The sequence below is a fragment of the Shimwellia pseudoproteus genome (assembly GCF_016415625.1).
In the GTDB taxonomy this organism is placed as follows: Bacteria; Pseudomonadota; Gammaproteobacteria; order Enterobacterales; family Enterobacteriaceae; genus Shimwellia; species Shimwellia pseudoproteus.
Window position 1 is genome coordinate 17,775 of the sequence record NZ_WBXP01000036.1, and the last position, 20,082, is coordinate 37,856.

Annotated in this window: 15 protein-coding genes; 10 read left to right on the plus strand and 5 right to left on the minus strand. The window is 56.3% G+C overall.

Annotated elements, in window-relative coordinates; translation table 11 throughout:
- Positions 1 to 77: 77 nt before the first annotated feature.
- From F9C28_RS14640 to F9C28_RS14655, 4 genes are all read left to right on the plus strand, one after another.
- On the plus strand, positions 78 to 569 hold the full coding sequence (locus tag F9C28_RS14640; protein WP_199016094.1) for a GlcG/HbpS family heme-binding protein: 492 nt from the start codon (positions 78 to 80) through the stop codon (positions 567 to 569).
- Between the two features lie 400 nt (positions 570 to 969).
- Positions 970 to 1,644: an MmcQ/YjbR family DNA-binding protein gene (locus tag F9C28_RS14645; protein ID WP_199016095.1), complete on the plus strand. Its 675-nt coding sequence runs from the start codon at positions 970 to 972 to the stop codon at positions 1,642 to 1,644.
- 293 nt (positions 1,645 to 1,937) lie between these two features.
- The gene (locus F9C28_RS14650; RefSeq protein WP_199016096.1) at positions 1,938 to 3,329 is read left to right on the plus strand and encodes an NAD-dependent succinate-semialdehyde dehydrogenase; all 1,392 of its coding nucleotides are present in this window, start codon (positions 1,938 to 1,940) and stop codon (positions 3,327 to 3,329) included.
- A gap of 251 nt (positions 3,330 to 3,580) precedes the next feature.
- Entirely contained in the window at positions 3,581 to 5,266 is a 1,686-nt protein-coding gene (locus tag F9C28_RS14655) for an NAD-dependent malic enzyme (RefSeq protein WP_199016097.1), read from the plus strand.
- A 41-nt stretch (positions 5,267 to 5,307) separates the two neighbouring features.
- Here F9C28_RS14655 and F9C28_RS14660 read toward each other — a convergent pair whose 3' ends face one another.
- Positions 5,308 to 7,005 (minus strand): NAD-dependent malic enzyme, encoded by a 1,698-nt coding sequence (locus F9C28_RS14660; protein ID WP_199016098.1) that lies wholly within the window; start codon positions 7,003 to 7,005, stop codon positions 5,308 to 5,310.
- A gap of 240 nt (positions 7,006 to 7,245) precedes the next feature.
- Here F9C28_RS14660 and F9C28_RS14665 point away from each other — a divergent pair, with 240 nt between their 5' ends.
- The 3 genes from F9C28_RS14665 to zigA all read left to right on the plus strand — a co-directional run bounded on the left by F9C28_RS14665 (position 7,246) and on the right by zigA (position 9,593).
- A complete protein-coding gene (locus tag F9C28_RS14665; RefSeq protein WP_199016099.1) occupies positions 7,246 to 7,731 on the plus strand; it encodes a MarR family winged helix-turn-helix transcriptional regulator in 486 nt (161 codons plus the stop codon).
- A gap of 13 nt (positions 7,732 to 7,744) precedes the next feature.
- Positions 7,745 to 8,206 carry a tautomerase family protein gene (locus F9C28_RS14670; RefSeq protein ID WP_199016100.1) on the plus strand — a complete coding sequence of 154 codons (462 nt, stop codon included), beginning with the start codon at positions 7,745 to 7,747 and terminating at the stop codon, positions 8,204 to 8,206.
- 157 nt (positions 8,207 to 8,363) lie between these two features.
- Entirely contained in the window at positions 8,364 to 9,593 is a 1,230-nt protein-coding gene (gene zigA, locus F9C28_RS14675) for a zinc metallochaperone GTPase ZigA (RefSeq protein WP_199016101.1), read from the plus strand.
- A gap of 312 nt (positions 9,594 to 9,905) precedes the next feature.
- Here the strand turns inward: zigA and F9C28_RS14680 are convergent, their stop codons facing one another.
- Positions 9,906 to 11,048, minus strand: coding sequence for an NADH-dependent flavin oxidoreductase (locus F9C28_RS14680; RefSeq protein WP_199016102.1), 1,143 nt, complete (start codon positions 11,046 to 11,048; stop codon positions 9,906 to 9,908).
- Positions 11,049 to 11,308: 260 nt separating this feature from the next.
- Between F9C28_RS14680 and F9C28_RS14685 the strand changes: the two genes are divergently transcribed.
- The gene (locus F9C28_RS14685) at positions 11,309 to 11,950 is read left to right on the plus strand and encodes a TetR/AcrR family transcriptional regulator (protein ID WP_199016103.1); all 642 of its coding nucleotides are present in this window, start codon (positions 11,309 to 11,311) and stop codon (positions 11,948 to 11,950) included.
- Between the two features lie 7 nt (positions 11,951 to 11,957).
- Here F9C28_RS14685 and F9C28_RS14690 read toward each other — a convergent pair whose 3' ends face one another.
- Positions 11,958 to 12,851, minus strand: coding sequence for an AraC family transcriptional regulator (locus tag F9C28_RS14690; RefSeq protein ID WP_199016104.1), 894 nt, complete (start codon positions 12,849 to 12,851; stop codon positions 11,958 to 11,960).
- Positions 12,852 to 12,936: 85 nt separating this feature from the next.
- Positions 12,937 to 14,292, minus strand: a complete 1,356-nt coding sequence (gene lysC, locus F9C28_RS14695) for a lysine-sensitive aspartokinase 3 (RefSeq protein WP_199016105.1) — start codon at positions 14,290 to 14,292, stop codon at positions 12,937 to 12,939.
- A 697-nt stretch (positions 14,293 to 14,989) separates the two neighbouring features.
- Between lysC and F9C28_RS14700 the strand changes: the two genes are divergently transcribed.
- Complete coding sequence (locus F9C28_RS14700; protein WP_199016109.1) at positions 14,990 to 16,381, plus strand: diaminobutyrate--2-oxoglutarate transaminase; 1,392 nt, start codon at positions 14,990 to 14,992, stop codon at positions 16,379 to 16,381.
- Between the two features lie 8 nt (positions 16,382 to 16,389).
- Positions 16,390 to 17,856, plus strand: coding sequence for a pyridoxal phosphate-dependent decarboxylase family protein (locus tag F9C28_RS14705; RefSeq protein WP_199016110.1), 1,467 nt, complete (start codon positions 16,390 to 16,392; stop codon positions 17,854 to 17,856).
- Between the two features lie 57 nt (positions 17,857 to 17,913).
- On the opposite strand, the gene F9C28_RS14710 is transcribed toward F9C28_RS14705, so the two are convergent.
- Positions 17,914 to 19,221 carry a glycoside hydrolase family 10 protein gene (locus F9C28_RS14710; protein WP_199016106.1) on the minus strand — a complete coding sequence of 436 codons (1,308 nt, stop codon included), beginning with the start codon at positions 19,219 to 19,221 and terminating at the stop codon, positions 17,914 to 17,916.
- Between the last annotated feature and the right edge of the window lie 861 nt (positions 19,222 to 20,082).

Here is a 20,082-nt window from a genome sequence, read left to right on the forward strand (position 1 = left end):
TAATATCGTCAATAGTCAGGGGGAGGGCACTCTTTTATTGTCACTGATTCCTGTTCATATCCAAGGAGTTGGTACTAATGAAATATCTCTTAACTGGCGCAGCGCTGGCAGGCTGCCTTGCTTTCCCGGCCCTGGCAGATGGCGTTATCAGCGGTAAAAGTCTCTCACTGGGGTTGGCGGATAAACTGGCCCAGCAAACCATTATGGCCTGCAGCGCGAAAGGGTATCAGGTCAGCGTGACGGTGCTGGACCGCGCGGGTATTCCTCTGGTGATTAAAAAAATGGACAACGCCGGTCCGCATACGGTGAAGGCCAGCCGGATGAAGGCATACACGGCACTGTCAACCAAAAATCCGACTGAAAATGTCATGAAAGCCGCCCAGGATAACCCTGCGGCAGCAAACCTGCGCAGCATCCCCGGGTTCCTGCTGCTGGGTGGCGGGGTGCCGGTAAAAGTCGGCACCGATACCATTGGGGCTATTGGGGTTGGGGGCGCGCCGGGTGGCCACCTCGATCAGCAATGTGCAACGGATGCCCTGGCGGCCAGCGCCGCGGCACTGAAAGCCTGATTGTGAACGTCTCATACCGCCCCGGGGTGCTTTATAGCCCCATTTACTTCCCCCGTGGACAGGCCATTTTGCTGGCTGGATTACAGTGTTATTAGTTACAACATACTTATTGTTTTTTATTCAGGGTGCCCCATGACAGCCCGGCGAAAACCGCTCCGCCCGATGTTACCGAATAATGTTTACCAGGAAACGGGGCGGTCAGTATCGGTTATCAGGTTCCGGCATGGTGAATTCCTTTGTTATCTTTGTGTTAACGTCAGATTCATCATCGGATGTGGCAGAAAACAAAGGAACCAGGGAATTAAGATAACCATTGCCGAAAAGTGACTATGCCGCCCGGCTGTTCAGCCGCCGATCCGCGGTGCATACTGGCGACTCGTGACTGGCCAGATAACTTACTATGCAAGATACCTCACTCATTTTTCAGCGGCGTCGTGTCGATATTCCGGCCCTGCTGGCCTACGGCTTTCAGCCCCAGCCGGAGGGCTACGGTTTTACTACTGTTCTGCTGGACGGGCAGTTTCGCCTGCGGGTCAGCGTGACCCCCGGGGGAAACGTAGATACCGCGATAACCGACATCGCCAGTGGTGATGACTATGTGCTTTACAAGGTTCCCCGGGCCAGCGGCGCATTTGTTGGCGCCGTGCGTGAAGCCTGCCGGCAGGTACTGGAAGATATTGCCCACCATTGCTTCCCGCTGGTGGTGTTTAACACCGCCCAGGCGGGGCAGGTGCGTGATTACATCCGGGATCGCTACCGCAACGAGCTGGAATTCCTGTGGCCGCGCACCCCGGACAACGCGATTTTTCGGCGTAGTGATAACGCCAAATGGTATGGCGCTATCCTCACGGTTAAGCCCGCCAGCCTCGGGCTACCTGGGGAGCAGCGGCTTGAGATCCTCAATATTCGCATGGAGCCGCAGGAGATTATCCGGCTCACCGACCGGGTGACCTATTTTCCCGGCTACCATATGAATAAAAAACACTGGGTGACGCTACTGCTGGACGGGGCGCTACCGGCGGCGGAAATCTTCCGCCGTATCGATGACAGCTATCTGCGGGCGGCGAAAAAGTAATCGGCGCCGTTAGGATGGTGTTTTATAACGCTAAAATATCACAGCCTGACGTATATCTCTGGGGTGTAGCGAAAATGCCACCATAAGAAACTATGACTTACAGTGACAACCTTCAGTAATTCTGATGATGCTGAACAAAACGGCTGACTATTCCTTCTCACCCCAGGCTCTTACTATCACTGGTCTGACAGCGGCGCCTGTGCGCTCGCTGTTTTCTGCCCGGCTGCATCGCACTGCCTGACCAGTGGCCAGACACCCCGGCCGGGCAATTCTCAGAGATAAGGAGCTATACCGTGGCATATGCAACAACCAACCCCTATACCGGGGAACTGATAAAAACGTTTGCCGATGCAACCGACGCCGACGTCTCCGACGCCATTGCCAGGTCCCACGCCGCATTCAGCACATGGCGTACTGAACGTTACGCCCGGCGCGGCGCTATTTTACAGCGGGCGGCAGATTTGCTGCGCGAGCAAAAAGAGCAGTTCGCCCAGTTGCTGACCCTGGAAATGGGCAAATTACACCAGGAAGCGCTGGCGGAAGTTGAGCTATCGGCGCAACTCTTTGAGTACTATGTTCATAACGCTGAGCGGCTGCTGGCGCCAGAAGTGCTGCCAGTGGCCAATCCCCGGGAGGCCAGCGCGCAGATCGTCCATGAGCCTCTGGGGGTCTTGCTGGCGATTGAACCGTGGAATTTTCCGTACTACCAAATTGCCCGAATTATCGCCCCCCAGCTTTCCGCCGGTAATACCATTTTGCTAAAACATGCCTCTAATGTGCCGCAGAGCGCCGCCCGCTTTGAAAAACTGATGCACGACGCCGGCCTGCCGGATGGCGCATTCATTAATCTGTATGCCACCCGCGGCCAGATAGAACAGATACTGAATGATCCCCGGGTCCAGGGCGTGGCGCTGACCGGGTCAGAAGGGGCCGGGGCTACGGTTGCCCAGCAGGCCGCTAAAGCCCTGAAAAAATCCACGCTGGAACTTGGCGGGGCGGATGCCTTTATCGTACTTAAGGATGCTGATCTTGATAAAAGCGCCGCCTGGGCGGTATTTGGCCGCCACTGGAATGGTGGCCAGGTGTGCGTCTCTTCCAAGCGGATGATTATTGCCAGCGAGATTTATGATGCGTTCCTCGAACGCTATATTGCCGGTGTGGCGGCACTGCGCGCCGGGGACCCGGCGAATGCCAGCACCACACTGGCGCCGCTCTCCTCTCAACAGGCGGCGGATGAAGTTAAGCAGAAGATCCAGCTGGCCATCGATCATGGCGCAACCGCGCTCGAAGTGGGGCCAAAAGTGCCCACCCGCGGCGCATTTGTCCAGCCGACAATCCTCACCAATGTGACCCCGGATAACCCGGCCTACCATATGGAGTTTTTTGGCCCGGTATCGATGCTGTTCCGCGCCAGTGATGAAGATGAGGCCCTGCGTATTGCCAATGATTCACCGTTCGGGCTGGGGGGATCCATTTTCACCCGGGATGTGGCCCACGGTGCTGAACTGGCGAAACGCTTCTCCACCGGGATGGTGTATATCAACCATCCGACCCGGGTAAAAGCCGATTTACCCTTTGGCGGGGTGCGCCGCTCAGGTTATGGCCGGGAGCTCACCGGGCTGGGGATCAAAGAGTTTGTTAACCACAAGCTGATATCCATCGTGGATATCGACGCTGAGTTTTAACCCCTGTGCGGGCCGCTGTTTAATGGGGCCCGCCGTATCCTGCCCGCTAATAGCCTGATACTCTCTGCGCACTATTAACGCCCCGGAATTAACTACCGCGAATGTTAGCGCTAACTAAATTATTAAAAGTCTTTTAAAAGTAAATAAACTGTAGGGTTATAAATAACAGGAATAATATAAAAATATCGGGACTCTATTGCCTCCGTATAGCTAAACAACGTCAAAAAATAATAGTTGAGGAGCCAGAGAATATGTTACATAAAGACCCTCTTTATACCCCTTATACCGGTGCCGTCTTGCTTGAAACACCGTTGCTTAATAAGGGGCTGGCATTTACCAGGGAAGAGCGCATCGCCCTGAATCTTGACGGTCTGCTGCCTGAAAACGTTGAAACTATTGAGGAACAGACTGAGCGTGCCTGGGATCAGTTTTCACAGTGCAAGCAGGATATCGCCAGACATATTTATTTGCGTAATATCCAGGATACTAATGAAACATTATTTTACAACCTGGTACGTTCTCATATTAAAGAAACCTTGCCGATTATCTATACCCCGATAGTGGGCGAGGCGTGTGAGCATTTTTCGGATATTTATCGCCGTTCCCGCGGGCTGTTTATCTCCTGGCCGAACCGCCACCGCATAGAGGAAATGCTGCAGCGTTTTTCCCGCAACGATATTCACGTGATTGTAGTGACTGACGGCGAGCGTATTCTGGGGTTAGGGGATCAGGGGATTGGCGGTATGGGGATCCCGATCGGCAAACTCTCGCTCTATACCGCCTGTGGCGGGATCGATCCTGCCGGGACATTGCCGATTATGCTGGATGTCGGTACCAATAATGCGCAGCGCCTTGATGATCCGCTCTATATGGGCTGGCGGCATCCGCGCATTACTGACGACCAGTACCTTGAGTTTATGGACATGTTTGTTGCTGCCGTTAAACACCTCTGGCCGGAGGTATTGCTGCAATTCGAGGATTTTGCCCAGCAGAACGCCACGAAATTACTCAATCGCTACCGTAACCAGCTCTGCTGCTTTAACGATGATATTCAGGGAACCGCCGCGGTCACCCTTGGGACATTACTGGCCGCCTCAAAAGTTGCCGGTGTACGGCTGCGGGATCAACGGGTGGTCTTCCTCGGGGCCGGTTCCGCCGGGTGCGGGATCGCGGAGCGCATTATTGCCGCCATGATAGCCGACGGGCTAAGTGAGCCACAGGCCCGCCAGCGGGTATTTATGGTGGACCGTTTCGGCCTGCTGACGGACGATATGCCCAACTTGCGTGATTTCCAGCAGCCGTTAACCACCGCTCTGGCGTTAACCCAGCAGTGGCCGGGCAATCAGAATACCTGGTCGCTGATGGATGTGGTGCGTAACGTGCAGCCCACGGTATTGATAGGTGTCTCCGGCCAGCCGGGGCTGTTCACCGAAGAGATAATCCGCGAAATGCACCGTCACTGCCCGCGGCCAGTTATCATGCCGTTGTCTAACCCCACCTCCCGGGCCGAAGCGCAGCCCCAGGACCTGATCGCCTGGACCCAGGGGACGGCGCTGATTGCTACCGGTAGCCCGTTTGCGCCGGTGTTTTATCAGGACCATTTGTACCCGATAGCCCAGTGCAACAATGCCTATATTTTCCCCGGCCTTGGCCTTGGTATTCTTGCGGCCCGGGCGAGCCGGGTAACGGAAAATATGCTGATGGCCGCCAGCCATGCCCTGGCCAGCCACTCGCCGCAGGCCACCCGCGAACAGGGGGGATTACTGCCGGAGGTGAGCGATATTGAAGCGTTGTCCCGGGATATTGCCTGGCATGTGGGGTGCAGCGCCCGGCAGGATGGGGTGGCGCCCGCGCTCAGTGATGAGGCGTTACGCCATAATATCCGCGAGATCTGGTGGCCGGCGCAGTACCGCAGTTATAAACGCGGCGCGTTCTGAAGCCGTAGCCCCGTGGGCGGCAGCGGCCCACGGGGACAACATCAAATCGATGTTCGCCGGTAGTGGCGGTATTCCGGGCGCCAGAAATTATCCTCAATGGCCTGTTGCAGGGCGTCGGCGGAGGTTTTAGTGGCTATCTCCTGCTGCTGGGCCATACGTCCCACCGCGAACGCAATCGCTCTGGAGACGGTCTGGATCTCCGCCAGCGAGGGCAGTACCTGGCCGTCAGGATCGGTCACCAGCGGCGAGTGCAGGGCGAGGGTTTCACTGGCGGACATCATCATCTCATCGGTAATGCGCGCGGCGCCGCTGGCGATTACGCCCAGCCCGATCCCCGGGAAGATGTAGGTGTTATTGCACTGGGCAATAGGGTAGATTTTGTCTTTCCACAGCACCGGCGCAAACGGGCTGCCGGTGGCCACCAGGGCGTTGCCGTCGGTCCAGGCAATAATATCCTGCGGTGTGGCTTCAACCCGGGAGGTGGGGTTGGAGAGCGGCATCACAATCGGGTGGGTGCAGTGGCGGTGCATTTCACGGATTATCTCTTCGGTAAACAGCCCGGTTTGCCCGGACACCCCGATTAAAATATCCGGTTTCACGTTGCGCACCACATCCAGCAATGACAGGGTTTCACTGGTGGTATCCCAGTGTTGCAGGTTGTCACGCTTCTGGACCAGTTTGCTCTGGAACGGCAGCAAGGTCGGCATTTGATCGGTCAGCAGGCCGAAGCGATCCACCATAAACACCCGCTGGCGGGCTTGTTCGTCACTCAGCCCTTCGCGTTTGATCTGGGCAATGATCTGTTCGGCAATACCGCACCCGGCGGAACCGGCCCCGAGGAAGACAATCCGCTGTTCGCTGAGCTGGCTTCCGGCGGCGCGGCTGGCCGCAATCAGCGCCCCGACAGTCACTGCCGCGGTCCCCTGGATATCATCGTTAAAACAGCACACCTCATCACGGTAGCGGTTTAACAACGGCATGGCATTCTTCTGGGCGAAATCTTCAAACTGGATCAGCACATTCGGCCAGCGCTGTTTGACGGCCTGGATAAACTCGTCAACAAACTGGTAATACTCTTCATCGGCAATACGCGGGCTGCGGGTCCCCATGTACAGCGGGTCGTTAAGCAGTTGCTGATTGTTGGTGCCGACATCCAGCACCACCGGCAGGGTGTAGGCTGGGCTGATCCCGCCGCAGGCGGTATAGAGCGAGAGTTTGCCGATCGGGATCCCCATACCGCCAATGCCCTGATCTCCCAGCCCGAGGATACGTTCGCCGTCGGTCACTACGATCACTTTAATCGTGTTGTTCGGCACATTTTGCAGAATATCGTCCATGTTATGCCGGTTTTTCCAGGAAATAAAAATCCCTCTCGCCCGGCGGTAAATCTCCGAAAAGCGCTCACAGGCGGCCCCCACCGTCGGGGTGTAAATCACCGGCATCATCTCTTCAAGGTGGTTATCCACCAGCCGGTAGAACAGGGTTTCGTTAGTGTCCTGAATATTGCGCAGGTAAATATGTTGATCGATGGCGGTCTTAAACCCTTTGAACTGTAGCCAGGCGCGTTCCGCCTGTTCTTCAATGGTTTCCACCACGTCCGGCAGCAGGCCGGTAAGGTTAAAATTCGCCCGTTCTTCAAGGCTAAATGCACTGCCTTTGTTCAGCCGCGGGAACTCCAGCAGCACCGGGCCTGCGTAGGGAATGTAAAGCGGGCGTTGTTTTTTGGTCTGGATGTCCATCTCTGTTACTCCGGGGAAAATCAGGTCTTCCTGATAAGGAATGGCTAACACACCGGACTATGATACAAAAAAAGCACCAAATGTTTACTGTTGTGCAAATAAATTATTTGCCTGTTATCTGTTTTTTTACCCCGGATAACCGCGGCATGGGAATGGGTAGTGGAGTAAATAATTTAGTTGCATATGCAACTAAACGGCGTATGGTAAGCGCCATCAACCACCACGCCTCAGGAGCCCCTCATGGCAGACAAGATGGCAGACAATAGTGTGCTTTATGATCCGGACAGCCCGTTGTGCAATGCCACGGCACTGCGGCGCGCGACCCGGCGGATCTCACAGATTTATGATGAACGGCTTCAACCCTGCGGGCTGAAAACCACGCAGCGCTCGCTGTTGCGTTATATCGACCAGTTGCGCGGGCCAACCATGGGCCAGCTTGCCGGGCAGCTGCTGCTGGATAAAACCGCGCTGTCCCATAACCTGAAACCGATGATCCGCGACGGTTATGTTGAGGTGACCGCCGCCGAGACTGACCGGCGAACCAAACGCCTGACACTGACAGCAAAAGGGCAGCAGGCGCTGGCGGCCTCACACCGTTTGTGGGTTGAGATCCAGCGGGATTTCGCCCGGGGCCTGACCGCCGAACAACACCAGACATTACTGGCTCTGCTGGACATTATCAGTTCTGATGATTTTGCCCGCCAGATGTCATCATCCGCTCAATAAGGAGACCATCATTATGCCAACCTATTACTGCCTCGCGCCTGCCGGCAAGCTTAGCGACAGCCAGAAACAGCAGATTGCCAATGCGATCACCGCGCGCCACAGTGAAGCCACCGGCGCCCCGAGCTGGTTTGTCCAGGTGATCATTGAAGAGGAAAGCCCGGCGCGGGTGCGTTATATCGGCGGCTCACCGGCCGGTGGCCATCTCTGGATCCACGGTGATATCCGCGCGGGCCGCACCCGGGAGCAATTACAGCCGCTGATGCTGAATATCATGGCCGATGTGGCCGACATCAGCGCCATTCTCCGGGAAGATATCTGGATCTATCTGAACAATATTGAGGCCGACCAGATGGTGGAATTCGGCCATGTATTGCCGCTGCCGGGGGAGGAGCAACAGTGGTTTGGGCAGTTGCCGGCGCCATTGCAGGAGAAGCTGCGCCAGTTAGGGGTTGAACATCAACAATTTATGCTGTGATAACTCATAGTGACGTTGTCACGCGGCGATAATAACTGACTGACCATTATCACCGGGGATATTGCCCGCCGCGAACGGGTGGGCAATAGAAAGTAATTGAAATGTTATAACATAACAACTACCGTGATGCTGATTATAAGATACAGGAGTGATCAGCATGTCTCAGTTTCAGCACACATCCCCCGGTGATACCCGGCTACCGGTAACGGTACTGTCCGGGTTTCTTGGCGCCGGGAAAACCACACTACTCAACCATATTTTGCATAACCGCCAGGGCCGCCGGGTGGCGGTGATCGTTAACGATATGTCCGAGGTGAATATCGACGCCGCGCTGGTGCGCGACGGCGGCGCGGCGCTGTCCCGTACCGATGAAAAACTGGTCGAAATGAGCAACGGGTGCATCTGCTGCACACTGCGGGAAGATTTACTGATTGAAGTCAGCCGCCTGGCCCGGGAGGGGCGCTTCGATCAACTGGTTATCGAGTCTACCGGTATTTCGGAGCCGCTCCCGGTGGCGGAAACCTTCACCTTTGATGACGACGAGGGCGACAGCCTGTCGCGGGTGGCCCGGCTGGACACCATGGTTACGGTGATCGATGGCTACAATTTCCTGCTGGATTATGGTTCTGCCGACAGTATTCGCAGCCGCGGGGAATCCCTCGGGGCGGAAGATACCCGCAGCGTGGTCGATCTGCTGATTGATCAGATAGAATTCTGCGATGTGCTGGTGGTCAATAAAACCGACCTGATCACCAGTGAACAGTGCAACAGCCTGCAGGCAACCCTGCGGGCGCTCAACCCCCGGGCGCAGATCCTGATGGCCCGGCACGGCCAGGTCCCCCTTGATGATGTACTTAATACCGGCCGGTTTGATTTTGAACAGGCAGCCCAGGCTCCGGGCTGGCTGAAAGAGCTGCGCGGTGAGCATGTCCCGGAAACCGAAGAGTACGGTATCAGCAGCTTTGCCTACCGGGCGAGGCGGCCGTTCCACCCGGCGCGGCTCCATCACGTGCTCTACCATCAAATGGACGGAGTGGTGCGTTCCAAGGGCTATTTCTGGCTGGCCAGCCGCCCGGATTTCGCCGGGATCTGGTCCCAGGCCGGGAAGATTGCCCACCAGAGCCTGGGCGGCCAGTGGTGGGCCAGTATCCCGACTGAGCGCTGGCCGACAGATAAGGAATCACTCGACTTTATTCAGGCGCACTGGCAACCCGGTATTGGTGATGCCCGCCAGGAGCTGGTATTTATTGGCCAGAATGTCGATCAATCACTATTGCAGCGCCGGCTGGATGCGGCCCTGTTAACCCCTGAAGAAATGGCCCAGGGGCGCAACGCGTGGCGCAAACTGGCGGATCCGTTTGAACGCTGGGATATCGCGGAGGGTTAGCCACATTATGAGTAAGTATAAAAAATGAAATAATTACTCACTAAAAACACCCTCACTCAGCGGGGATGTTGAGCCAGCGGAGATGTCTGAAGTTTAGGATATAGCGTTGTGGATACAGGAGGTGTTATGACGAGAAAGGGGATCCGCGCACTGCTTTTGGCCTCTGTGGCGGCGGGCGCTATCTGGATCGCGACCGGCTGGCTGGTCGTGGATGCAATACACGTTATCTGAGTGTCGTTTGAAAATCAGAGGGTATGCTGCTGCCAGCATACCCTCGTCATGCTTTACAGGGAGATAACCCGGGTGGGGCGATTAAATATCCGGCGACTGCCAGTTTTTATCGTCTTTCACCGGCGGCAGGTAGGCAAGCCGCTGCATATTCTGCGCCCATAAGTTATCCGGAATACCGTAATGGTCTGCGTTGTCCGGATCGATCGCCGTAACAATCTTATCTTCCTCTCCGGCCTTAATTAACCTGACCAGGTCAGGGTTCATCATCACGGTTTTGCCGAGGGCGATAAACTCCGCCCAGCCGGTCAGGCTGGCTTCGAGGATCTGATCGGCGGTAAACAGATTACCCACCCCGATCAGCGGCAGTTTACCGCCAATACGTTGATGCAGCAGCTGCATCCGGGTCAGGGAGGTATCTGCCCCGCGCCGGGCTTTCTTATAAAAATCCCACAGCGACACGTGCAGGTACTGGAGCGGTTTGTCTACCAGCGCATCAATCAGCGCAAAGGTATCGCTCATGGTCAGCCCGCGCTCACCGGGCTCTTCCGGTGAGAAGCGATAACCGACAATAAAATCGCTGCTGGCGTATTGCTGTTTCATCTTCACGACGGCATCAACAATGGCCAGCGGGAAACGCAGGCGTTTTTCCAGGCTGCCGCCCCATTCATCGGTCCGGCGGTTGCTCTGGCCGGAGAAAAATTGCTGGATCAGGTAGTTATTGGCACCGTGGATTTCCACCCCGTCAAACCCGGCCTGGATGGCAAGGTGAGCGGCATTGGCAAAGGCGGCGATAAGGTCAGTAATTTCCTGGCCGGTGAGGGCACGGGCGCCGGATTTCTCGTCTGCGCTGGGGGCAACAATATCTTTGCCGTGCAGTAATTCACCGATGCTCAGATTGCCGCCGTGATGGATCTGCAAAATGGCTTTCGCCCCCTGGCGTTTGGCAATACTGGCGACTTCACGCAGGCTGGGCAGATCTTTTTCGCTGATGGCTTCTGGCTGGCCAATAAAGGCTTTCCCTTCCGGGGAGACCAGCGTCGCCGCCGCGATAAACATCCCGAAGCCATCAAAGCGATCGGTCAGGAAGCGGCGTTCTTCCTCGCTGATGCTGCCATCGTCATGGGAGGCGTAGTGGGTCATTGGGGCAACAACCAGACGGTTGTGCACTTCAACGCCGTTATTGAGGGTGTACGGGGCGAACAGCGGGGCGTATTTAGGATTCATTGCTACATTTTCCTTTCACTGATATCGGCAGCGGAGATCAGCCCGGTGATATCCGGTGCTGGCAGCGCGCAATTTATTTAGTGGTCACTAAGTATTTCGATATTTATAGTGATCGCTAAATAAAAAGTCAAGCCTCCGGTGCCTTGCAGGCAGAATTTTATGTAGCGATTGCTAAATAATGCTATTATTGCCGGGTTCGGGCCGGTAGCGGAGCTGTTGCCGGCCCGGCGACTATGTTCATCTGAGTGGGGTTACTGATTATGGCTGACACATCCCTGAAAACCCCTTCCCGGCGCGGAAGGCCGCGTAATTTCGATCGCGACAACGCCCTGATCCGCGCGCTGGAGGTGTTCTGGCACAGCGGCTATGAGCTGGCGTCCGTGGGGGAGCTGTGCAAAGTGATGGCGATCAATCCGCCCAGCTTATATGCGGCATTTGGCAGCAAGGCCGGGTTATTCCTCGAAGCGGTCAACTTCTATGAAACCACCTACTGGGATGCTCACTGGGCTCAGTTGCTGGCGGAAAATGACGTGCACCAGGCGATAGCCAACTTCTTCCACCAGGCGGCATTTACGCTCACCTCACAACAGGCTCCCTGCGGATGTCTGGTGGTACTGGCGGCGATTAATGTCTCCCCGGAGTCAGCAGAGGTATACCAGGCGGCCAAAGCGCTGCGCGAGCGGGGGAAGGGGTATCTCAGCCAGTGCTTACAGGCCGGTGTTGATCGCGGGCAACTGCCCGGGGATACCGATGTCCGGGGGCTAGCCATGACCCTGAACACCCTGCTTCAGGGGATGTCGGTACCGGCACAGGATGGCGTCTCCCGGGAAACGCTGGATCTGGTGGCCCGCCATGCGGTGGGTCTGTTGCCCCCAAGGCCCACCGGAGAGGATACCCACTGAACCGCCTTTACTGCTGGCCCCGTAGCTGGGCGGGGGAAACACCATAAATCCGCCGGAAGGCGGTGCTGAAGGCGCTTTTTGAACCAAACCCGAGCGCAAAGGCGATGGTTTTTACCGGCTGTTGGGTGGTGCGCAATGCTTTTGCCGCCAGTTGCACCCGCCAGTGGGCCAGGTAATGGAGCGGGGTACTGCCGGCCAGCAACGCGAAGCGCCGGGCAAACCCGGCCCGGGACAGGGTGGCAATCTCTGCCAGCCCGGGTAAGGTCCAGGGGTGTGCCGGTGACTGGTGTATGGCACTGAGCACCCGCACCATCCGCGGATCATCCAGCGCACGCATCCACCCCGGCGTTACCGTCTGGCGCTGGCGTATTGCGCTGCGCAACCCCTCCACTATCATCAATTGCATCAGCGGGGCCGTGATTGCCTCAGCCCCCGGGCCTGGTGTCCGTATTTCGCGGCACAGGGCGTCCATTATCCCGGGCGAGGCTTCAGCCAGCTGCGACAGCATGACAACCCGGGGTAATTGATCAAGCAACAGACTGGCCGCCCCGGGATCGAGCGCCATATGGCCGGTGAGGATGACCAGATTGTCGCCGCCATAATCGGTACGGTAGTGGCTCTTCTGGCTGGGCGCGCTTTCTGCGCGGCCAGTGAGGGTACCGGTTAAGGTCGTCAGGGCAATGCGCTGCGGGCGGGTGACAATAATCGCGTCCCCGGTATTCAGGGTGTGCCACTGGCGGTTTTCCCGGGTACAGAAACGGGCACTGCCTTGCTGAACCGCAAAAAGGGTTAAGCCATCGGCCACCGGAAAATGCAGCCCCCACTGGGCCGGGGCCATCAGCGCGCGGGCGCTATCAATGGTGGCATCCAGCAGGGTAAGAACGTCAGATAGCGGGTCCATGCAATTTTCAATAAACTTTTATCGAGTAGTGTTTATTGAAAATCTACCAAAGGCAGGCTGCGGTAGCAACCTGCATCATGGCGGTTTATTCAAACAGGTGGCGGTGCAGGGTTTTTATCACCCCGTCGGCAGCATCACCTGGCACCAGAAAACACAGATTATGGTCCGAGGCGCCGTAGCAGATCAGCCGAATATTGTCGTTCCCTAATGGCGAGAAGACCGCATCACACACACCACTCGAGCGGGACAGCCGGTTACCGATCAGGGTGATCAGCGCCAGCTCTTGTTCCACCTCAACGTTACAGCGGGTGTTAAGTTCTGCCAGTAGCGCCGGGCTCAGCAGATTGTCCTGCCCGGCAGTTGACCCCGTGGTATCCAGGGTCAGCGCGAGGCTCACTTCAGAGGTGGTGACCAGATCCACCGTAATGTTATGGCGGGCCAGCAGCGCAAAAATATCGGCCAGAAACCCGCAGGCGTGGAGCATATCCAGGCTGTGCAGGCGCAACAGGGTCTGCTTACGCCGTACCGCCAGGGCCCGATAGCGCGGGGGATTGGTAGCCTGACGGCAGACCAGGGTCCCCCCGGCGGCGGGCTGCTTACTGGAGCCAACAAACACCGGAATATCTTTGCGTACCGCGGGCAGCAATGTCGCCGGGTGTAAGACCTTAGCCCCAAAGGTGGCCATCTCGCTGGCTTCATCAAAGGAGATGCTGTCGATGCGCCGGGCGGACGGGACAATGCGCGGATCGGTGGTGTAAATACCGGCCACATCGGTCCAGATATCAACCCGACAGGCCCCCAGCGCTTCGCCCAGCAGGGCTGCCGTATAATCGCTGCCCCCGCGGCCAAGGGTGGTGGTGCGGCCTGCGGCGTCGCGGCCAATAAACCCCTGGGTCACCACAATGGCCCGGGCCGTGGCGGGCTGCAACTGGGTTACTGCCCGCCGGGCAATGGCATCGACAACCGGCTGCGCCTGGCCAAAGTCATCGCTAGTGAGCATTACGTCCCGGACGTCAAACCACTGGCTGTGTGCGCCGCGCTCACGGAGTATGTCGACAAATAACAGACTGGACATCAGCTCACCGTGGCTGACCAGCGCATCGGTCAGCGCCGGGCTGCGCTGCCCGGCGGCCTGGCCGGCTAACTGGCTGACACTCTCCAGCAGGTTGTCTATCTGTTGCCTGATGGCCTCTGGCTGTTTCAGCTGGTCAACAATGCGGTACTGAATGGCCCGCAGGGTCTCTATCTTGTCCACGCGATCACCGTGCCCCAGCCCTTCGGACAGGCTAACCAGTAAATTGGTCACCCCGGCGGAGGCAGACAGGACAACCAGGCGGGCTTGCGGGTCGGCAAGCACAATATCAGCACTGCGGCGCATGGCGGCAGCATCTGCCACGCTGGTACCGCCAAATTTGGCAACAACAATAGGGGAATCTGTCATAACGTTCTCATATCAGGGCGCCATCTGGGATGGCATGAAAATTTTCATTCTCTGCATAAGGGGGAAGTGGCTCCGCCTTACGAAATGTCCGCCCGCGAACACTTCTGCCGGCACGCCAGAAGTAAAACTTCTGCTGGTGATAACCTGTCTGCCGCGTAATGTCACCGGTGTTTATGCTGTTTTATTTTCTTACTCAGGAATACCTCACTATTTATGGCGCACCGGCACAGTTAATTTGACTAAAATAATGGCCTGATAACACCACATGCTATATATGTATGATAAAATCCGCTCCCGCGCTAATAGCGGCACAGGCGGCAATTTTGGCCCGCATAGTAAGTGATTTATGGCGCTGAGGCGATATTTTCATTCGCCGTAAGTGAAATGTTTTTTTGGTTCTCTTGCTGCTTCATTTCGTGCGGTTACCCCTGGTAAATTTATGGCTATCCTGGTGGTTGGCGGCCCGTGGGCGGGGGGCGATGAATAGCCATACAAATATTCATGAAATTATTAATGCGTTGATATTATTGTCTTTTTATAATTATTTTAACGGAAAATAAATGGCAATAATCTGGTGCAATTAAATATTGAGTCAGGTGAGAAAACAACATATATTAGCCGCGCTTTTTTCGCACCAAACCCTTAAACCATTATTCAATCTGACAGCAATAACGCCTCAGGTTGTGGGAGTGATATGATGACGGATAAAGTCCGTATTAATACTTTGAATGCTAATTCATTACCCCAAAGCAATGAAACCTTTTTAGCAAGACAGGCTGAGTTTGAATCTAATGTCAGAAGCTATCCGCGTAAATTACCTTTGGCGATAGCTAAAGCACAGGGCGCCTGGATAACCGACGTAGAAAATAATCAATATCTTGATTGCCTGGCCGGGGCCGGTACGCTGGCGCTGGGCCATAATCATCCTGATGTGCTGCAAAGCATTCAAAATGTCATTACCAGTGGCTTACCGTTACATACCCTTGATTTAACCACTCCCTTAAAAGATGAATTCTCCGCTTACCTGCTGTCATTATTACCTGGCCTGGGTAAAGAATATTGCCTGCAGTTTACCGGCCCCTCTGGCGCGGATGCCGTAGAAGCGGCCCTTAAGCTGGCGAAGAAAGTGACCGGCCGTGCCGGGATCATCAGTTTTTCCGGCGCTTATCACGGGATGACCCACGGCGCACTGGCGGTGACCGGCAACCTGTCGCCGAAAGAGGCGGTGGACGGCATGATGCCGGAAGTGCAGTTTATGCCGTATCCCGGTGAGTACCGCTGCCCGCTGGGCATTGGCGGTGAGGCGGGCGTTAAGGCCCTGAGCCACTATTTTGAAAACCTGATCAACGATGTTGAAAGCGGGGTACGTAAACCGGCGGCGGTGATCCTCGAAGCAATTCAGGGTGAAGGCGGGGTGAACCCGGCCCCGGCCGAATGGCTCCGGCGCATCCGTAAGGTTACCGCAGAACACGGCATTCTGCTGATTGTTGACGAAGTGCAGGCCGGTTTTGCCCGCAGCGGCACACTGTTTGCCTTCGAGCATGCCGGTATTGAGCCGGATATTATTGTGATGTCGAAAGCGGTTGGGGGCGGCCTCCCTCTGGCGGTGCTGGGCATTAAAAAACAATTTGATGCCTGGGCACCGGGCCATCATACCGGGACATTCCGCGGTAACCAGCTGGCCATGGCCACCGGCCTGACGACGCTCAAAATCCTCCATGAACAGAATGTTGCTGCCAAAGTGGCGGCTCAGGGGGAATGGCTGAAAGCCAGACTGACGGCGCTCCAGCAGCGTTACCCGGCGATTGGCCACGTGCGGGGCCGCGGGCTGATGATCGGTATTGAGATGGTCGATCCCCATAAGGCTCAGGACGCCATGGGATGCTACCCGGCAGATGGTGAGCTGGCCGCCCAGGTACAGAAGCAATGCTTTGGCGCAGGTCTGATCCTTGAGCGCGGCGGCCGTAACGGTTGCGTATTGCGCCTGTTACCGTCGCTGCTGATCACCGATGGCGAGCTGGAGATCTTCCTCGACAAGTTCGAGAGTGCGCTGTTGGCCGCTGGCCTGACGCCGGTTAACGCGGAGTGAGTCATATGATGTCTGGTTCTCATCCGATCCTGTCCGGCAGCGCCGCCAGCATTGCGGCTTATCAGCAGGCGATCACCCAAAGCACCCAGGCGGTGGTGGACTGGCTGCAACAGCCAGAGATGTACCGGGGTAAAACCGTGGCCGAGCTGCGTGACAGTATTCAGTTGCACTTTAACGCCGAGGGGCTGGGTAACCAGGCCGCCATTGCCCGGGCGGTGGCGCTGTTCCTGAAAGACAGCCTGGCGGTACACCACCCGCAGTGCGTGGCTCACCTGCACTGCCCAAGCCTGGTGATAAGCCAGGCGGCCGAAGTGCTGATCAACGCCACCAATCAGAGTATGGATTCGTGGGATCAAAGCCCGTCGGCGACCATTATTGAAATCACGCTGGTGGAATGGCTACGGGGGCTGGTGGGGTATCAGCCCGGGGATGCCGGGGTCTTTACCAGCGGCGGCACCCAGAGCAACCTGATGGGCCTGATGCTGGCCCGGGACGCCTTCTTTGCCCGCCGGGGCCATTCGGTACAGCAACAGGGGCTGATCGGGGATCTCAGTAAAATTAAGGTACTTTGTTCTGCTCAGGCGCACTTTTCAGTGCAAAAGAACATGGCGTTAATGGGGCTGGGTTACCAGTCGGTGATCGCGGTGAAGACCGATAATGTGGCGCGCATGGACGTTCACGATCTGGCGGAAAAACTGGCCCAGGCCACCGCCCGGGGTGAACAGGTGATGGCCATTGTCGCCACCGCCGGTACCACGGATGCCGGGGCAATCGATCCGTTAGCGGAGATCGCCGCCATGGCGGCAGAGCACCAGATCTGGCTGCATGTAGACGCCGCTTGGGGCGGGGCGCTGTTGCTGTCTGAGCAATACCGCCACTACCTGGACGGGCTGGAATTAGCGGACTCGGTAACCCTGGATTTCCATAAACAGTTCTTTCAGACCATCAGTTGCGGGGCTTTTTTGCTTAAAGATGCCCGTCACTATGATCTGATGCGCTACCAGGCGGCGTATCTGAACTCGGACTTTGATGAAGCGCAGGGGGTGCCGAACCTGGTGTCGAAATCCCTGCAAACCACCCGCCGGTTTGATGCCCTGAAACTGTGGATGGGCCTTGAGGCGCTGGGCAAAAAGCAGTATGCCGCTATCATTGATAACGGTATTCGCCTGGCGCAGGATGTGGCGCAGTTTATTACCGGCTGCCTGGATCTGGAACTGGTGATGAAACCCCAGCTGGCCAGTGTCCTGTTCCGGGTTCGCCCGGGGCAAGTCCCCGCCGCCGATGTGGCACTGCTCAACCAGCAAACCGCGGATGCGCTGCTGGCGTCCGGCAGCGCCAATGTCGGGGTCACAGAAGTTAACGGGATTACCTGCCTGAAACTGACCCTGTTGAACCCGACAGTGTGCCTTGAGGATGTCGAAGTGCTGCTGGCCAGTGTGGTACAGACCGCAAGGCAGTTGCTGGATCAGCGTTAAACGGCAAAACGGCCGCCGTACGGTGTTATACCGTGCGGCGGCTTTTTTACGTATGGCTTATTTGCCCGCCCAGCGGCTGCGCAAATAGCTCACCGCCGCCTGGGTCTGGGGCTGGTTAAGATTATTTTCCCGGAACAGGATGGTGCCGCTGATCTGCGGCAGCTCATCATTCAGATCCAGTTGCCGTTTCAGCTCCGGCACGCCGCCATCCACGAGCCAGTCCGGCTCATTGCGGGACGGTTCCCCCACCTTATACAGGGCGATGCCAATATACAGCCGGGTATGGGTCGGCTTCACTACGTCAGCCCACCACCGCGCCAGCACGTCGTAACGGGCCGCATCCCGGCCAAAAGGCCAGTACAGTTGTGGGGCAATATAGTCCAGCAGCCCAAGTTGCACCCAGCGGCGGGTGTCCGCATAGGACTCATCATAGGTTGCCGCACCGCGGGTTTCTGAGCCGAGCGGGTCCTGCGCGCTATTGCGCCAGATCCCCGCCGGGCTGATACCAAACGGCAGATCCGGTTTCAGCTGTTTCACCGTGCGCGATACCTGCTCAATCAGCAACTGGGTATTGTGGCGGCGCCAGTCGGCTTTGGTCGCAAAACCCTGGCCGTATTGCCGGAAACTCAGGTTGTCGTTAAGGGGCTGGCCCGGGGATTCGGCATAAAAATAGTCGTCAAACTGCACGCCATCTACCGGATAATCGCGTACCACCTCCGCCACGATACTGGTTATCCAGTCCCGCACTTCCGGGAGGCCGGGATCCAGCACCAGACGGCCCCCGGCGGTCCGCACCCAGCCGGGGTGCTGAACATAAACACTGGATGGCCGCTGGGCCGCGGTGTTATTTAACGCCGCCACGGTGGCGGGGGCGGTATTGACCGTTACCCGGTAGGGGTTAAACCAGGCGTGGACGCGGATGCCGCGTTTATGGGCTTCATCGAGCATAAACTGTAACGGATCATAACCCGGGTTAGTGCCGATGCTGCCGGTTAAAACATCAGACCAGGGAAGGATAGCTGAAGGCCACAGCGCGGTGGCGTCGGGTTTTACCTGGAAAAAGACCGTATTAACGCCGAGGCTTTGCAACTGGTCCAGTTTGGTGAGCAGCGCCTGTTGCTGGACCCGGGCGCGAACCGCCGCATCACTGATAGCGAGCGAATCCGCCGGAGGCCAGTCCAGGTGGTTAACCGTGGTCAGCCATACGCCTCTGACCGGTGAGTTGTCTGTGGTCACTGGTGGTGTGGTTACCGGTGGCGTAACCGGAGGGGCCGGTGGCGTCGATGAACAGCTAATGAATAAAAGCGCGGCGGCAACAAGGGCAACGAATGCGGCGGCCTTTTTAACGGCGGTTGCTGAGGGCATTTTACGGGAACAGGCGATAGTAAGCTCCGGGGATCTGATCAGGATGAAAACACAGAGATTCGCTTATTATTCAGCGGGAAGTCAATATTGGCAACTGTCGCCAGCCGTAATACCCCCACCGATTTCCACGCCGTGTCCTAACCTGTTCATCACCGGGTGATAACCACCCGGGTTCCATTTTGTTATGACATGGTTGATTATTCCGCCGAAAATCAGCTTGCGTAAGGGGGGGCGGGGGAGTAAAAGTTTGAACTTAATGGCACCTGATGGTGTCTATTTACCAGATTAACGGCGCGTTATTGCGGGAATATCACCCATGATCGAAAAGGTTAATAGTGCTGTGAATCCCGGTGCCATGAATGGATAAATAATCCTTACAGGTGATGCCAGGTGTTATTATTTTCGGCCGCCCCGTTAATTGTTTGCTGATTGTAAAGTTAAGTATGAAGAACGTCACCAGGCGTTATAGATAATGATAATAGGTTAAGAGAGTTGATTATTATACAACGAATTGCTTATTTTTTATTCGGTGAATAATGCAGCGAATAAATGCTAATTTTCTTAGTTTTGATGTGAAACGGAATAAAATTGACTGAACTGGCGTTTTTTCATCAGCAACTCAGGGTAATATTTGTTATCCCGTTAGTTAAGGTGCATTAACGCTTCGCCAGATGAATAGCGAAATATGTTTGCTTAGTATTAATTAATTGTTCTTAGTTTCAGTATTCAGATTTGCAGGTAGGGAACACTATGGTAAATATTCGGCTTTGTTGAATAAATCAGATTTCGGGTAAGTCTCCCCCGTAGCGGGTTGTGTTTTCAGGCAATACGCACACTTTCAGGCATACCTGCTTTCGTCAT

Coding starts and splice junctions, on each gene's coding strand:
- F9C28_RS14640 (WP_199016094.1), top strand. CDS start 78: ATGAAATATCTCTTAACTGGCGCAGCGCTGGCAGGCTGCCTTGCTTTC.
- F9C28_RS14645 (WP_199016095.1), top strand. CDS start 970: ATGCAAGATACCTCACTCATTTTTCAGCGGCGTCGTGTCGATATTCCG.
- F9C28_RS14655 (WP_199016097.1), top strand. CDS start 3,581: ATGTTACATAAAGACCCTCTTTATACCCCTTATACCGGTGCCGTCTTG.
- F9C28_RS14660 (WP_199016098.1), bottom strand. CDS start 7,005: ATGGACATCCAGACCAAAAAACAACGCCCGCTTTACATTCCCTACGCA.
- F9C28_RS14665 (WP_199016099.1), top strand. CDS start 7,246: ATGGCAGACAAGATGGCAGACAATAGTGTGCTTTATGATCCGGACAGC.
- F9C28_RS14670 (WP_199016100.1), top strand. CDS start 7,745: ATGCCAACCTATTACTGCCTCGCGCCTGCCGGCAAGCTTAGCGACAGC.
- zigA (WP_199016101.1), top strand. CDS start 8,364: ATGTCTCAGTTTCAGCACACATCCCCCGGTGATACCCGGCTACCGGTA.
- F9C28_RS14680 (WP_199016102.1), bottom strand. CDS start 11,048: ATGAATCCTAAATACGCCCCGCTGTTCGCCCCGTACACCCTCAATAAC.
- F9C28_RS14685 (WP_199016103.1), top strand. CDS start 11,309: ATGGCTGACACATCCCTGAAAACCCCTTCCCGGCGCGGAAGGCCGCGT.
- F9C28_RS14690 (WP_199016104.1), bottom strand. CDS start 12,851: ATGGACCCGCTATCTGACGTTCTTACCCTGCTGGATGCCACCATTGAT.
- lysC (WP_199016105.1), bottom strand. CDS start 14,292: ATGACAGATTCCCCTATTGTTGTTGCCAAATTTGGCGGTACCAGCGTG.
- F9C28_RS14700 (WP_199016109.1), top strand. CDS start 14,990: ATGACGGATAAAGTCCGTATTAATACTTTGAATGCTAATTCATTACCC.
- F9C28_RS14705 (WP_199016110.1), top strand. CDS start 16,390: ATGTCTGGTTCTCATCCGATCCTGTCCGGCAGCGCCGCCAGCATTGCG.
- F9C28_RS14710 (WP_199016106.1), bottom strand. CDS start 19,221: ATGCCCTCAGCAACCGCCGTTAAAAAGGCCGCCGCATTCGTTGCCCTT.